14 protein-coding genes are annotated in these 14,588 nt (G+C 35.4%); 3 read left to right on the plus strand and 11 right to left on the minus strand.

Annotated elements, in window-relative coordinates:
* Positions 1 to 33 precede the first annotated feature (33 nt).
* From EKM79_RS02610 to groES, 3 genes are all read right to left on the minus strand, one after another.
* Entirely contained in the window at positions 34 to 843 is an 810-nt protein-coding gene (locus EKM79_RS02610; protein ID WP_125565609.1) for a MerR family transcriptional regulator, read from the minus strand.
* 314 nt (positions 844 to 1,157) lie between these two features.
* Positions 1,158 to 2,792 (minus strand): chaperonin GroEL, encoded by a 1,635-nt coding sequence (groL, locus tag EKM79_RS02615; RefSeq protein WP_125565611.1) that lies wholly within the window; start codon positions 2,790 to 2,792, stop codon positions 1,158 to 1,160.
* A gap of 51 nt (positions 2,793 to 2,843) precedes the next feature.
* On the minus strand, positions 2,844 to 3,131 hold the full coding sequence (gene groES / locus EKM79_RS02620) for a co-chaperone GroES (RefSeq protein WP_025023713.1): 288 nt from the start codon (positions 3,129 to 3,131) through the stop codon (positions 2,844 to 2,846).
* A 133-nt stretch (positions 3,132 to 3,264) separates the two neighbouring features.
* Here groES and EKM79_RS02625 point away from each other — a divergent pair, with 133 nt between their 5' ends.
* Complete coding sequence (locus EKM79_RS02625) at positions 3,265 to 3,891, plus strand: CPBP family intramembrane glutamic endopeptidase (protein WP_246005602.1); 627 nt, start codon at positions 3,265 to 3,267, stop codon at positions 3,889 to 3,891.
* Positions 3,892 to 3,942: 51 nt separating this feature from the next.
* Here the strand turns inward: EKM79_RS02625 and EKM79_RS02630 are convergent, their stop codons facing one another.
* The 3 genes from EKM79_RS02630 to EKM79_RS02640 all read right to left on the minus strand — a co-directional run bounded on the left by EKM79_RS02630 (position 3,943) and on the right by EKM79_RS02640 (position 7,073).
* Entirely contained in the window at positions 3,943 to 5,223 is a 1,281-nt protein-coding gene (locus EKM79_RS02630; protein WP_125565613.1) for a cation:dicarboxylate symporter family transporter, read from the minus strand.
* Between the two features lie 191 nt (positions 5,224 to 5,414).
* Positions 5,415 to 6,383 (minus strand): mannose-6-phosphate isomerase, class I, encoded by a 969-nt coding sequence (gene manA, locus EKM79_RS02635; RefSeq protein WP_125565615.1) that lies wholly within the window; start codon positions 6,381 to 6,383, stop codon positions 5,415 to 5,417.
* Between the two features lie 30 nt (positions 6,384 to 6,413).
* Positions 6,414 to 7,073: a redox-sensing transcriptional repressor Rex gene (locus tag EKM79_RS02640; protein ID WP_125565617.1), complete on the minus strand. Its 660-nt coding sequence runs from the start codon at positions 7,071 to 7,073 to the stop codon at positions 6,414 to 6,416.
* 140 nt (positions 7,074 to 7,213) lie between these two features.
* Here EKM79_RS02640 and EKM79_RS02645 point away from each other — a divergent pair, with 140 nt between their 5' ends.
* Together EKM79_RS02645 and EKM79_RS02650 are read left to right on the plus strand one after the other, a co-directional pair.
* Positions 7,214 to 9,130, plus strand: coding sequence for an ABC-F family ATP-binding cassette domain-containing protein (locus EKM79_RS02645; RefSeq protein ID WP_125565619.1), 1,917 nt, complete (start codon positions 7,214 to 7,216; stop codon positions 9,128 to 9,130).
* Positions 9,131 to 9,199: 69 nt separating this feature from the next.
* Positions 9,200 to 10,057 carry a DUF368 domain-containing protein gene (locus EKM79_RS02650; RefSeq protein WP_125565621.1) on the plus strand — a complete coding sequence of 286 codons (858 nt, stop codon included), beginning with the start codon at positions 9,200 to 9,202 and terminating at the stop codon, positions 10,055 to 10,057.
* Positions 10,058 to 10,153: 96 nt separating this feature from the next.
* On the opposite strand, the gene EKM79_RS02655 is transcribed toward EKM79_RS02650, so the two are convergent.
* The 5 genes from EKM79_RS02655 to tsaB all read right to left on the minus strand — a co-directional run bounded on the left by EKM79_RS02655 (position 10,154) and on the right by tsaB (position 14,486).
* Positions 10,154 to 10,936, minus strand: a complete 783-nt coding sequence (locus EKM79_RS02655) for an ABC transporter permease (protein ID WP_125565623.1) — start codon at positions 10,934 to 10,936, stop codon at positions 10,154 to 10,156.
* 1 nt (position 10,937) lies between these two features.
* Positions 10,938 to 11,846, minus strand: a complete 909-nt coding sequence (locus EKM79_RS02660) for an ABC transporter ATP-binding protein (protein ID WP_125565625.1) — start codon at positions 11,844 to 11,846, stop codon at positions 10,938 to 10,940.
* Positions 11,847 to 12,217: 371 nt separating this feature from the next.
* Positions 12,218 to 13,234: a tRNA (adenosine(37)-N6)-threonylcarbamoyltransferase complex transferase subunit TsaD gene (tsaD, locus tag EKM79_RS02665; RefSeq protein ID WP_425454019.1), complete on the minus strand. Its 1,017-nt coding sequence runs from the start codon at positions 13,232 to 13,234 to the stop codon at positions 12,218 to 12,220.
* 9 nt (positions 13,235 to 13,243) lie between these two features.
* Entirely contained in the window at positions 13,244 to 13,795 is a 552-nt protein-coding gene (gene rimI / locus EKM79_RS02670) for a ribosomal protein S18-alanine N-acetyltransferase (RefSeq protein ID WP_246005603.1), read from the minus strand.
* Positions 13,764 to 14,486, minus strand: coding sequence for a tRNA (adenosine(37)-N6)-threonylcarbamoyltransferase complex dimerization subunit type 1 TsaB (gene tsaB, locus EKM79_RS02675; protein ID WP_125565631.1), 723 nt, complete (start codon positions 14,484 to 14,486; stop codon positions 13,764 to 13,766). Before tsaB ends, rimI begins: the two co-directional genes overlap by 32 nt.
* Positions 14,487 to 14,588 lie beyond the last annotated feature (102 nt).

The following is a 14,588-nucleotide window of genomic DNA, read 5'->3' on the forward strand; positions in this document are numbered from 1 at the left end:
TAAACTCTCTAGTAACTGGAGGGTCAATATAATTTATCTTACTGGTACTCTTATCTCAGTTACGTATTTAGAATAATCATTGGTTATACCATAATCAATTAGAGCTGTTTCAACAGCATCACCAGTGATCGTCAATAAATGATCTTCACAGAATTGAATCAATTGTTTATAAGAATCTGCCGCATTTTCATGTGTTCCATGGAATCTAATTCTCAAATAGGAACCCTCAGGTAAAATTGCCGTTGCTTCACCTTCATCCCCAGCTTCTAAGATCAAAAGTATGCCGTTGTATCGATCAAATGAATTATTCATCAAATTATTATAGCTCATAGACAATGCAATTTTTCCTAGAAATATTAATTTATCCATATCATATCGTTGCCTCATAGCTGTAAGAGGTAACTCAATATCCTCACCAAGTTGATAATCTTGGCGTAAATTAATTACAGGTATTTTAGGCAAATTTACTAATTCAACTTTATTAAGAATCGCTTTTTCAGCACTTTCAACTTGCGCTAATCTTGTGCTAATTCGTTTATTGACTGATTGTAGTGTCTGTATTTGTTGATCAACTCTTATTTGTTGTTCTCTTAACAGCTTTTCTAGTGTTGAAATATCTCTCGCATCAAAAAAATTCTTGATGGATTCAATGGATAAATTCAACGCTCGAAAATACTTAATAACATTCAATCGTTCAAATTGTTCTGTGGAGTAATAACGATAATTAGTCTCTGAGTCAACTTTTGCTGGCTTTAATAAGCCAATCTCATCGTAATAACGTAATGTTGGCACTTTGATATTGAATAGTTTCGACAGTTGACCAATTGTAAATAGTTGATTCATGTTATTAACACCACCTTATCTTTCAATTTTATCATAGACAAAAAAATGGTCATTCCTACGTTGGTGTAAGAATGACCATTTTGGTTTTGTTTTTAAGTTATTGTCTAAGTAACTTTTATAGTAGTTTGTTTAAGTTTTTGGAGATTGGGTGTTTGAAGCGGATTGTGCAAAGTGATTTATTTTCATTTCGAAACGAGTTACACAAAACAACTTCTTCCGCTTACTACGGATAAGCGATGCGTCACTCCGTGACACCTCTCTTATCCTAGGTAATGCTCGGAAGTTAAACGTTTTGTTCCACTCTCTGATTTTTTCTACATCATTCCGCCCATACCACCGGCAGCTGGGTTAGCACCTGCGGCTGGTTGTGCATCTTTTGGTTCTGGCTTGTCAGCAACAACTGCTTCTGTTGTCAAAATTAATGCAGCAACACTGGCAGCATTTTGTAGTGCTGAACGTGAAACCTTAGTAGGGTCGATAATTCCGGCATCAACCATGTTTTCCCACTTGTCAGTTGCAGCATTGTAACCAACTTCTGGTTTTTGATCCTTCATGTGCTCAACGATAACCGAACCTTCAAGACCGGCATTTTCAGCGATTTGACGTACAGGTTCTTCAAGAGCTCTAACAACGATATTGATACCTGTTTGAACGTCGCCTTCACCTTTAACAGCCTTAACTGTATCAATGATGTTCAAGAATGCTGTACCACCACCAGCTACGTAGCCTTCTTCAACAGCAGCACGTGTAGCATTAAGAGCATCTTCAATTCTGTATTTACGTTCCTTTAATTCTGTTTCAGTAGCAGCACCGACTTTAACAACGGCAACACCACCAGATAATTTAGCTAAACGTTCTTGTAACTTATCACGATCGAAGTCTGATGTTGTATCAGCAATTTGTTTCTTAATTGTCTCAACACGTTCATCAATAGCTTCTTTTTGTCCAGCACCTTCAACAATTGTTGTGCTATCCTTTGTAACTGTTACCTTACCGGCTTGTCCTAATTGATCCATAGTTGTATCTTTTAGTTCAAGTCCAAGATCTGAAGTAATTACTGTACCACCAGTTAATGTGGCAATATCTTGTAATTGTTCCTTACGACGATCACCAAATCCAGGGGCCTTAACAGCAACAACATTGAATGTTCCACGAATCTTGTTCAATACAAGTGTTGGTAATGCTTCACCATCAATATCGTCAGCAACGATCAATAATGACTTACCTTGTTGAACAATTTGTTGTAGCAATGGCAAGATATCTTGGATATTTGAAATCTTCTTATCTGTAATCAACAAGTATGGATTATCTAAGTCAGCTTCCATCTTGTCGTTATCAGTAACCATGTATTGTGAAATATATCCACGATCAAATTGCATACCTTCAACAACATCAAGTGTTGTATCAATACCCTTTGATTCCTCAATTGTGATAACACCATCGTTACCAACTTTTTCCATGGCATCAGCAATCAACTTACCTGTTTCTTCACTTGCTGATGAAACTGAAGCAACTTGAGCAATATCTGACTTACCAGCTACCTTGTGTGAAATCTTGTGTAGTTGATCTACAGCAGCTTCTGTAGCCTTTTCGATACCAGTTCTGATACCAACAGGGTTAGCACCAGCAGTAACGTTCTTCATACCTTCTTTGATGATAGCTTGAGCCAATACTGTGGCTGTAGTTGTACCATCACCAGCAATATCATTTGTCTTTGAAGCAACTTCAGAAACAAGCTTTGCACCCATGTTTTCAAAGTGGTCTTCTAATTCAATACTCTTTGCAATAGTAACACCATCATTTGTGATTTCTGGTGAACCATAATTCTTTTCAAGAACAACATTTCTACCCTTAGGTCCGATAGTTGTTTTAACTGTGTCAGCTAGTTTATTGACACCATCTAACATTTTTGAACGTGCATCTTCTGAAAACTTAATTTCTTTTGCCATACTTCCACACTCCAATATTTTTTTGGTAATTTAACTTCTCAATTTAAATTATTATTTTTCAACGATTGCCATGATATCTTTTTCGTGTAAGATTAAATAATCAGTATCATCAAACTTAACATTTGAGCCAGCATACTTATCGAAAAGTACTTTATCGCCAACCTTAATGTGCATTGGTAATGTCTTTCCATCTTCTGTTATTGAGCCTTCACCCACAGCTACAACTTCGGCTGTTTGTGGCTTTTCTTTAGCGTTGTTAGCAAGAACAATGCCACCTACTGTCTTCTCTTCTTCTTTATCGACTGTTACAATAACTCTGTCTCCAAGTGGTTTTAACAATTTGAATGCCTCCGATGATTAATATTTATTTTTAATTTAGCACTCCAAGTTCTGTTGTGCTAATCACATGTTTTATATTAACATTTTATTGTGAACATGCAAGTATTTACCTTTAGAAAAAATAGGAGAAATTATGAAATATTCAACAAATCAATTTTTAACTTTAGCTACATACGTAGTATTACTCTTTATTGGTTCGATATTATCCATGGTTAAAGTAACCGGATCAGCCTACTTTATAACTTTAACTTTAGCCGCAATTTTAGCGACGGGTATTATGATTTATTTAACACAAAAGAGTTCACCAAATGAACTTGAAGAAAAGACCGACTTAAATAATAAATTACAATGGATAATTATTGGTACTGTTGGTGCTTTAATTCTTCAAATTGGCCTAGGATTCGTTGACCAACAAATTTTCCATACTAGCACAACCTCAGCGAATACTTTGCAGCTGCTGACATTGGTCCACGCATATCCATACTACTTTGCCTATGTATTAATTTGTGCACCGATTATGGAAGAAATAGTCTTCAGACGTGTATTCTTTGCTAATCTTATTAAACCAACTAATATCTACTGGGCAGCTGCCATTTCGGCCGTGTTCTTCGCATTTATGCATCAAGATACAAGATTCATCGTTTACGTAGCAATGGGGTTATGGTTCTCATTTATTTATTACAAATCTAAAAACATCTATGTCAGTGCTGGTAGTCATCTAGTTATGAACACTTTAGTCGTTATGATCAGTATGAGATAAAAAAAGTTGAGATTTCCAATTACGGAATCTCAACTTTTTTTGATTTTATATTTACATGCCACGCTTATAGTTGGCGACATATTTCTTTCGTTTATCATCATCAAACTCATCTTCACTTTTAGCAATAATAATTGTAGCGAGTGAGTTACCAACAACGTTAACAGCTGTACGTCCCATATCAACTAAACGGTCAATACCAGCAATAAATGTCAATCCTTGCATAGGAACACCTATCGTTGAAACGGTTGCTAGTAGAACAACAAATGAAGCTCCCGGAACACCAGCCATTCCCTTTGATGTCAGCATCAAAACAACTATCAATGTAATTTGTTGTCCGATTGACAGGTTAATATGATAAGCCTGTGCCAAGAACAAAGCTGCTAATGATTGATAAATAGCTGAACCATCAAGGTTAAATGTATATCCTGTAGGAATTACGAATGAAACAATACCCTTACTTGCTCCATACTTTTGCATTTTATCCATCATCTTTGGCAAGGCAGCTTCTGAACTAGCTGTAGTAAATGCTAAGACAAACTCATTTTCGATAATTCTAAATAATTCAAAGAAATCAACATGGAACATTCTTCCAACAAGATACATGATAACAAATACAAAGAATGCCATGGTTGCATAGGCGATAACAATGAATAGTGCTAATGGCTTCAATGAATCAAATCCCATTTCAGCAACTGTTACACCAATCAAAGCACAGACACCAATTGGTGCAGTACGCATAACCCAATTAGTTACTTTGAACATTACATTAGCAACGGCGTTTAATAAGTCAGTAATAATCTTACCTTCCTTACCAAGAGATGCCGTTCCTAATCCAAATAGGACTGAGAAAAAGATAACAGGCAACATATCGCCTTTACCCATTGCGGCAAAAATATTAGTAGGAATAATACCCATCAACACTGACCAAATACCAGAATGTTCGGCAGCTGAAGCTGAAGCAGTATATTGTGAAATACTTGATCCCTTCAACTCATTAATATTAATGTATGAACCTGGATGTGTAATATTAGCAACAACAATACCAATAATAATAGCTAAAGTCGTCATTACTTCAAAGTAAACCAAAGTCTTTAGACCTATACGACCTAGCTTTTTAATATCACCCATATTAGCTATTCCGACTGTTAAACATGAAATAACAATCGGTAAAACGATCATTTGAATCAAAGAAATGAACATTGTACCAATGTTCTGCATGACCGTAATAGCACCCTTATTGTGATAGAAAATTTGTCCCAAAACTATACCTAGAACTAGACCGATAATTATTTGCCAGCCCAAACTAAGCCGAAAAAACTTTTGCTTTTGCAATTTAATGCCCCCTTAGAACGTCGGTTTTTATTATAGCAGACTTTTTACAAATTTAATCAAATTAGAATAATATTAATAATTTTATATACAAAAAACTTTTTTTGTAAACAATAAAAGCGCCTCATTACTTACAATTAATAACTATAAGTAACAAGGTGCTTTATTTAATATTCTAACTAAAACATGTTCTATTATTCTTCCCCAGACTCTGAAGCAATAATATCTAAATCACCTTCGATAGTCCATGAATCGACTGTGGCTGGCATGATCAAATGATCACCCTTCTTCAAATCATATTCTTTACCATCAACAGTAACTTGACCGTTACCACTTAAAACTGAGATTAATGTGTACTTACCAATATCATGTTTCAATGTAACTGGTTCTTTGATTTCCCAACGGTATACTGAGAAATATGGTGATATTGGTGGTTTCACGAAGGTTGTAAATTTATTTTTTCCTTCTGTCTTGCTTTGAATATCTAGCTTTGGATCTTTATTTGGAACTGTAATTGTATCTTCAGATTGTTTGATATGTAGTTCACGTTTCTTGCCTGTACTCTTATCAACACGATCATAATCATATAAGCGATAAGTAGTATCTGAACTTTGTTGCGTCTCTAGAACCATAATTCCCTTATTCAAGGCATGAACAGTTCCACTTGGAACATAATAGAATTCACCAGGCTTAACAGGAACTTTTCTTAATAAGTGATCCCAGTCGCCTGATTCAATCATCTTATCAAGTTCTTCTCTAGTCTTTGCGTGATGTCCATAAACCAAATATGAATCTGGTTCTGCATCAATAATGTACCAACATTCAGTCTTACCTAGTTCATGTTCATGCTTCCAAGCATAGTCATTATCAGGATGTACCTGCACAGAGAGACTAGCATTGGCATCCAAAATTTTTGTTAATAATGGAAATACTCTACCCTTAGGGTTACCAAATAATTCAGCGTGATTGCTCCATAGTTCTGCAACAGATTGACCTGCAAATTCACCATTCTTCACTTCTGAACGACCATGAGGATGTCCGGAGATAGCCCAACATTCGCCGATATCACCATCAGGAATATCATAGCCAAATTTTGTTTCTAATCCACGTCCACCCCAGATTTTCTTATGAAAAACAGGTTTCAAAAATAATGGTTCACTCATGCAAATAATCCTCCAATATTTTTATATCGATTATTGATCTTCGTTCTTTTCCTCTTCAAGTGACTTATCGCGATCCAAGAAGAAGATCAATGTCTGCAATTCGTTAGCTAAATCAACATAATGTACACGAATTGAGCTAGGAACATTAATAATTACAGGTGTAAAGTTAAGAATCCCTTTAACTCCTGCATCTGCTAACAAATCAGCTGTCGTTTGAGCAGCATTAGATGAAACAGTCAAAATGCAGACATCAATCTGTTGCAAATTAAGCTGTTCTTTCAATTCATTAACGTGATAAACAGGAACACCACTCTTAACTGTTCCAACAATTGACTCATCAATGTCAAAAGCTGCGGCAATTCTTACATTATTAGTACGAGAAAAGTTATAATTTAATAAGGCATTACCCAAATTGCCAACACCGACTAAGGCGACGTTGGTTCTCTTATCTTGATTCAAGAGTTTTTTGAAGAAGGCAACTAGCTCATTAACATCATAACCGTATCCTCTCTTACCAAGTGCACCCAGATATGAGAAGTCACGTCTGATAGTTGCACTATCGATTTTTACTCCCTCAGACAATTCACCTGAAGAGATTTTCTTGGTACCTTCATCCTTTAAAAATTGAAAGTATCGGTAATAAATTGGTAAACGTTTTATAGTTGCGTTTGGTACTGTTGTTTTTGTCATATTATCCCACCGTTATGTGCGTAGTTTCACTAACTATTATAGTAATTAAAAACAGACAAAAACGCAACAGGTTACGGCTAGAAAAGGCAGAAAATTCTAATTAATGATAAAATTGTGAATATACAAAGGAGTTTATTAACTTGATTTTATTACAAGCCCAAAGCATAACTAAGAATTTTGGAACAAAAAAACTTTTTTCAAACGTAAGTTTTGAAGTCCAAGACAACAGCAGAATCGGACTCGTTGGTCGAAATGGTGTGGGTAAATCTACCCTACTCAAAATAATTTCAGATCAAGAGAGTTACAACAGCGGCAATATTGCCCTAAAAAAAGATACAAATATCGGATACTTAGCTCAGGATTCTGGATTAAATAGCGATAATAAGATATTTGATGAAATGGAAAAGGTCTTCGAATATCTCAAAAAACAAGAGAAGCAAATGCATGAACTAGAAGGGAAATTAGCTGATAATACCGTTAGTGATTATGATCAAATCTTAAAACAATACGACCAATTGCAAAATACCTTTCGTCAAGAAAACGGTTATGGTTATCAATCTGAAATTAGAAGTGTCTTAAAAGGATTCGGCTTCGACGAAGATGTTTGGCAAGAAAAAATATCCACATTATCAGGTGGTGAGAGATCACGTCTGGCAATGGCTAAGATGCTTCTCGAACATCATGATATATTATTACTTGATGAACCTACTAACCATCTGGATATTGACACCGTTGAATGGCTAGAAGGTTATTTGAAGAACTATCGTGGTGCCCTAGTAATCATCTCCCACGATCAGTATTTCTTGGATAAGGTAGTAACAGAAATTGTTGAGATAAATCACCATTCATCAAAACATTATTCTGGTAATTACACTTTTTATTTAAAAGAGAAAAAACGTAATCAAGATGTTGAATGGAAACATTACGAAGAACAACAAGCCGAGATCAAAAAGACTGAAGAATACATTCAAAAAAATATTGTTCGTGCTTCAACTACTAAAATGGCTCAAAGCCGTCGTAAGAAGCTTGAAAAAATGGACGTTATGGATCGACCTGATTCTGATCAAGGATCTGTTCATTTCTCATTTCAAATTGACAAAGAAAGTGGTAATGACGTTCTTTTAATTAAAGATGCCGCAATTGGCTATGAAAAAGATCAAATTATGTCTAAGCCAATTAACCTTGATGTTAAAAAGGGAGAACGTGTTGGTATCATCGGTCCTAATGGTATCGGTAAATCTACCCTACTCAAAACTATTCTTGGTCAAATTCCAATTTTAGAAGGTACTTATCAATTTGGTGCCAATGTTCAAATTGGATATTATGATCAGAACTTGAATAATCTAGATCCACAAAAAGATGTCCTCCACGAAATATGGGATCGTTATCCGTTATTAGATGAGCAAGTAATTCGTAATACATTAGGTTCATTCTTATTCAGTGGTGACGATGTATTGAAGCCAGTTGCTGGATTATCTGGTGGCGAAAAGGCTCGTTTAACATTGACTAAGTTATCAATGGAACACGACAACTTCCTAGTAATGGACGAACCTACTAACCACTTGGACATCGACAGCAAGGAAGTCCTAGAAGATGCCTTGAATTCATTTGCTGGTACTGTCTTATTCGTATCACATGACCGTTATTTATTGAATACATTAGCCGATAGAATCGTTGATATTGGATCAAGTGGTAGCAAAATTTATCTAGGTGACTATGACTATTACTTAGAAAAAACTACTGAAGATAAAGAAAAATCTGAAGAAATAAGTGAAACACACAACGTCAGTGAGAAAAAAGTTCAGTATCAACAATCTAAAGAGCAACAAAAGCAAGAGCGGAAATTACGCCGTCAAGTTGAAGATTTAGAAGACAAAATTTCTAAGATCGATAAACGTAACGAAGAAATACAAGCTGAAATGACCAAAGAAGAAAACCTTTCTTCATATACAAAACTAGCTGATTTCCAAAAAGAGTTAGATGATAATAAAGCAAAACAAAGCGACTTAGAAGATCAATGGACCGAATTATCTATGGAACTGGAAGACATGGAATAGTCAAATAATTGTCTTAAGGTTAGAATTTTGCTATTCTGAGGCTTAATAATAAAGCGAGTCGAGAAAACTATGCAAAACAAAAAACAAGAGAACTTTTTTATTCGATTTTTTAAGGGTGTCATAATTGCACTTGGATTTATTTTACCTGGAGTATCTGGTGGAGTTCTTGCCGCAATATTAGGAATTTATGAAAGACTTCTCCACTTTATGGCTCATATCCGTGAAAACTTCAAAGTGGACTTCATGTACTTCCTACCTGTTGGAATCGGTGGAGTCGTTGGAATTGGATTGCTTTCTAAGCCATTAGAATTCTTACTTGAGCACTATCAAGTTATCGTTCTTTGGGGATTTGCTGGTGCAATTATCGGCACTCTACCGTCACTGATACGAGCTTCTACCTCACGTAGTAGACGTGATATGGTGGATGTTATGTGGTTCTTCTTCATGTTGATTTTTGGAGGATTGTTCTTATTCTTCATGAGTAAAATATTTGGAACGATCCCAGCTAACTTTATTGGATTCACTATTGCCGGTATGTTGATAGCACTGGGCGTTTTAGTACCCGGACTTAGCCCATCTAATCTGTTACTAATACTTGGACTGTATACACCAATGCTGACAGGATTTAAGAATTTCGATATCGTTGGCGTATTCTTGCCCATCGCTATTGGTGGGATGGTCGCTATGGTATTGTTCTCAAAGGGAATGGAATACTTAATTGAACATCATCATTCACGTGTTTATCATTTTATTCTGGGAATCGTACTAGCAAGTACAATATTGATTTTGATTCCTAATCCATATTCAGCTGAGACCATTTCCTACGCTGGAGTTACTGGAATTACAATTGTTTTGAGTATTATTGCATTTGTACTTGGGACCCTTTTGGGACTTTGGATGAGTGGATTAGAAGAAAAATATAAATAAGTTTTAATAAACAAAATACCGTTCTGGTCTTTGCACTTCATTGTGCTTGGACTGGAGCGGTATTTTTGATTTATTTTTGAAATTTTAACATTCTATTTACAACTTAACGGAAAACATCTTATATCTACGATATGACAAAAGACTAAATAAGATAATCAATCCAATCAACCACACAAATGATTGTAAAGAATTAGATGAAGTGAATGAAAAATTATTGTTCAATAAATCTCTCGTTATACCTACTAGAGCTGTCATTGGCTGATTTTCAGCAAACCACCTTACTGGTTTGATCATTCCATCCATAGGTATGAACGCAGAACTTACAAACAACAGCATCAGAATTATATATGAGAATCCGCCAGCTGACTCTACACTATTTGCTTTCAGAGAAAAAGGAATTGCAATCAATGTGATTGTAAATGCAAATAAGAGCGAGACTGCTACAAACAATGCAAAATTACCCACAGATAAATCTGGGCGATATCCCATTACAAATCCAGCAATTAGTACTACCGATTCACTTATAATCATAAAAATTACTGATGCCAGCACATGTGACCCAAGTATTACCCAACGTTTGATTGGTAATGAATGCAGACGTTTTAAAAATCCTTTGGTCTTATCCAAATTGATACGAACGGCAGTGTAAGCCGACCCCATAGCCATGGCCACCAACAGAAAACCTGGTAGAGCATATTTTAAATATTCTCCAGTCGAGGCATTAACGCCATCCATCGCAATATTGCCACCTAAAACATATACAAAAAACATTAACATAAACAACGGCATTAGAATTACCGTAATAACCGTATCAATATTAGTTAAGTTTTGCTTCAAAATTCTTTTAGTTAAAACCATTAATTGTTTGATTGATTGCATTTTAATTACCCTCACTATCAATTTTTGTGACATTAAAAAATACTTCTTCTAAACTATTCTCCTGTGGAACTACGCTGTGAATAGATACATTCTCATTGACCAATATCTTTATACAAATATCAGTATTTCTTTCATCAACAACAAAACTAGTCCCCTTATTGTTTTTAGAAATAATCATTTCTTCAGGAAGATTTACCAAATTTACATTAGGCGAATCAACATTGATTTGAACAAACCGTCTGGCATTCTTCTTAATTTCATCTGGAGTCCCATACAATACAATTTTTCCATCATTCAAAAATCCCATATGATCTGATAATTTGTCGGCTTCATCAAGATATTGCGTAGTCAAAAACACCGTTTTTCCAGAATCACGAATTTCTTTAATAATATTCCATAGTTCAACTCTATTTTTAGGATCAACACCGGTTGTGGGTTCATCTAAGAAGATAATTTCTGGATTTCCCAGCAATGACATTGCAATATCCAAACGACGTTTCATACCACCTGAATATTTACCGACTTTTTTATTCAAGAAACTTGTCAGATTCAATCTTTCAGAAATTTGTTTAATTTCAGTCTTAGCATTTTTTAATAATCTAAGTTCAGCAATTATTAACAAATTCTGATATCCAGTGAACTCGTCATCTAAAGTAACGGTTTGAGAATTTAAACTAATATTCTCACGAATTAAACCAGCATCACTCATTATCGGATGACCCATAATTTGTACCTCTCCATCATCAGCTAAGCTGATTGTCGTCAAAATATTGATAAGTGTCGACTTACCAGAACCATTTTCACCCAGTAAGGTAAAAATTTCTCCTCGTTTCACTGCAAGATTCATATCTTTCAATACTGAATGATTCCCAAAACTTTTTCTTACGTGTTTAACAGTAATTGCATCCATTTTATTACCCTCTATTAATTTTACTTATTTATTTCTAATACATAATAATACACACTACTGTACTGTGTCAATTACTATGTGTGAAATAATAATGTGTAAAAAAAGCATCACAACATACGCTACGATTTAAGCCTCCAAACTTAAAAAAGCAATATATTGTTGTGATGTTCTTAACAGGACTATCTTAAATCTAGACGAAAAGAGATTGTTACAGATTTAGAAACTTAGATCATTTCTTTGTCAGAATTCAATTAATTCACGAATAAAAAAGAAGCACATCATTCGATGTACTTCCAGTGTAATTTGGATCCATTAACACTATTTGGCGTAGACCCTAAAAAATCTCAATATATTAGCTCTTTAATTTTTATCTAAAAATCTAAACTCGGATCAGAATTCAAACTCAAATCAGCAAAATCACCTTGATCAAATTGAATTTGTGCAATTGCACCAATCATAGCAGCATTGTCACCACAAAGTCTTAATGGCGGGAACACTAATTCCATATCTAAATTACGCTTCTCAATTTCTTCTTTTAGTCTCTTACGTAAACCTTGGTTTGCGGCAACCCCACCAGCAACGACCAATTGATTAACCGGATGTTGTTTCAAAGCACGGAATGTCTTATTACTTAAGATATCCAACACCGCACCTTGGAAACTAGCGGCCAAATCATCTTTGTTTAAGCTTTCATGAACTTGATCCGCATGATGAACACGGTTGATAAATGCACTCTTTAGACCACTGAAACTAAAATCTAGGTTGTCTTCTTGAACCATAGCACGTGGAAAATCAAATACATCATTGCCGACTGCAGCCATTTGATCAACTTGCTTACCAGCTGGATAATTAATTCCCAAAACACGTCCAATCTTATCGTAAGCCTCACCGACAGCGTCATCGCGAGTATCTCCAAGTGTATGGAATTCCCCAGGCGCTGTGACTAATACTAATTCAGTGTGGCCACCTGACACTAGTAATGCCATAAATGGATATTGCAAATCAGTAACAAAGTTAGCCGAATAAATATGACCTGCCAAATGATTTACTTTGATTAAAGGCAAATTGTGAGCAAAGGCAACAGTCTTAGCAGCCATGATTCCAATCAGCAATGAACCAACCAATCCTGGTCCATACGTAACAGCCACGGCATCAATATCATCATAAGTCACATTAGCTTCATCCATTGCAAGTTCAATACAATGGGTGATTTCCTCAACGTGATGACGACTTGCAACTTCTGGTACAACTCCACCAAATCTCTGATGACTCTTAATTTGTGTCGCAATTATATTTGATAGTATTTCCTTGCCATTCTTGATTACAGCTACACTTGTTTCATCACAACTGCTCTCAAACGACAATATCAATGTATCTTTTTTCAAAATTTCTTCCACCTACAGATCCACCACCATCTCTAATGCATCATGGTGATTTCTAAAGTAATACTTCTCATGAATGGTTCTAGTTTTAAACCCAAATGCTCGATAAAGACTAATTGCGGATTCATTTTCAATATCCGCTTCAAGTGAAAGGGATGAAAATTCATATTTACGACAATATTCGAACACTTGGTTCAAGAACAAGTGACCAATTCCCAGATGTTGCAATCCTGGCATTACCGCTATATTTGTAATATGAGCTTCATTTTTATTTTTCAACGATACTCCAATAAACGCCACACAAGCATTATTTTCTACTAGTGACAAATACAAAGCATTTCTATTTCTTAATTCCATATCAACAATATCGGTCGGCCAAGGGACTGGCTTAGAATAAACCTTCTCTTGGATAACCATAAAATCACCAGTATCACTGGGATCTGACTTTCTCAATGTAAATTTTCTACCATCTATATTAACCGATTGCTGCTCAAAGGAATATTTTTCTACATGTCCTGTTGGCCAAATTGTCTCTTTAAACTTCCTCAACATAGGAAATATTGCCATCGTCCTTATGACCTTTTTCATACCAATCATGTTCAGCCTGTGTTAAGCGCAAATAAGTAGGAACAAAACTATCGATGTCCTTCACAGGCTCAGCAGCCTCAGCTAATTTAGCTAGCTTAGTAGCATCTGGAAGACTATCTTCTTCAGACATAATTTCGGCATCAGGATATTTTTCTCTTATTAAATCGGTTAATCTTTGAGTGGCATTAATGAATTCAAGCTTATCTTCATCATATTTTTGTAACAATGCTAATAATTTGGTCATAGTAATATGTTGATCCTCAACAATATTAACCACTTCCCCTTGCTTATTCAAATAAACTCCAGAATAAGCATTATCATTTCTAGCATCCATTAAAGGAACGCACAGCTTACCATCCCCACCATTAGCGGCAAGTAACTGTAAGCTAGATATTCCAACTAAGGGCTTGTTCAAAGTAAATGCCAAAGTCTTAGCAACAGTCACAGCAATTCTAACCCCAGTATAAGAACCTGGTCCATCTGCAACAGCGATTCTATCGATATCATCGATTGAAAGATTGGCATCTGCCAAAGAACTTTGGATATCGGGCAAGAGTGTAACACTATGAGTCTTCTTTTCAGTCGACTCAATATGTGCGAGAACCTTATCATCCTCAACAACCGCAACACTTAGCGGCTTATTTGATGTATCAAAAGCTAAAATTTTCATATAATCCCCTCAATCTTAATAGGAATATTTTACCACATAATATTAATAATACAGAGAGTGGAGAAAATCGGGAACTTCCGAGTATTACCTAGGTTAGTGAGA

Source organism: Companilactobacillus insicii, from assembly GCF_003946015.1.
GTDB classification, from domain to species: Bacteria; Bacillota; Bacilli; order Lactobacillales; family Lactobacillaceae; genus Companilactobacillus; species Companilactobacillus insicii.

What these genes read in the sequence shown, in the direction of transcription:
- EKM79_RS02610 (WP_125565609.1), bottom strand. Translation starts at nt 843, where the DNA reads ATGAATCAACTATTTACAATTGGTCAACTGTCGAAACTATTCAATATC.
- manA (WP_125565615.1), bottom strand. Translation starts at nt 6,383, where the DNA reads ATGAGTGAACCATTATTTTTGAAACCTGTTTTTCATAAGAAAATCTGG.
- EKM79_RS02655 (WP_125565623.1), bottom strand. Translation starts at nt 10,936, where the DNA reads ATGCAATCAATCAAACAATTAATGGTTTTAACTAAAAGAATTTTGAAG.
- rimI (WP_246005603.1), bottom strand. Translation starts at nt 13,795, where the DNA reads ATGGCAATATTTCCTATGTTGAGGAAGTTTAAAGAGACAATTTGGCCA.
- EKM79_RS02650 (WP_125565621.1), top strand. Translation starts at nt 9,200, where the DNA reads ATGCAAAACAAAAAACAAGAGAACTTTTTTATTCGATTTTTTAAGGGT.
- groL (WP_125565611.1), bottom strand. Translation starts at nt 2,792, where the DNA reads ATGGCAAAAGAAATTAAGTTTTCAGAAGATGCACGTTCAAAAATGTTA.
- EKM79_RS02625 (WP_246005602.1), top strand. Translation starts at nt 3,265, where the DNA reads ATGAAATATTCAACAAATCAATTTTTAACTTTAGCTACATACGTAGTA.
- EKM79_RS02640 (WP_125565617.1), bottom strand. Translation starts at nt 7,073, where the DNA reads ATGACAAAAACAACAGTACCAAACGCAACTATAAAACGTTTACCAATT.
- EKM79_RS02660 (WP_125565625.1), bottom strand. Translation starts at nt 11,846, where the DNA reads ATGGATGCAATTACTGTTAAACACGTAAGAAAAAGTTTTGGGAATCAT.
- tsaB (WP_125565631.1), bottom strand. Translation starts at nt 14,486, where the DNA reads ATGAAAATTTTAGCTTTTGATACATCAAATAAGCCGCTAAGTGTTGCG.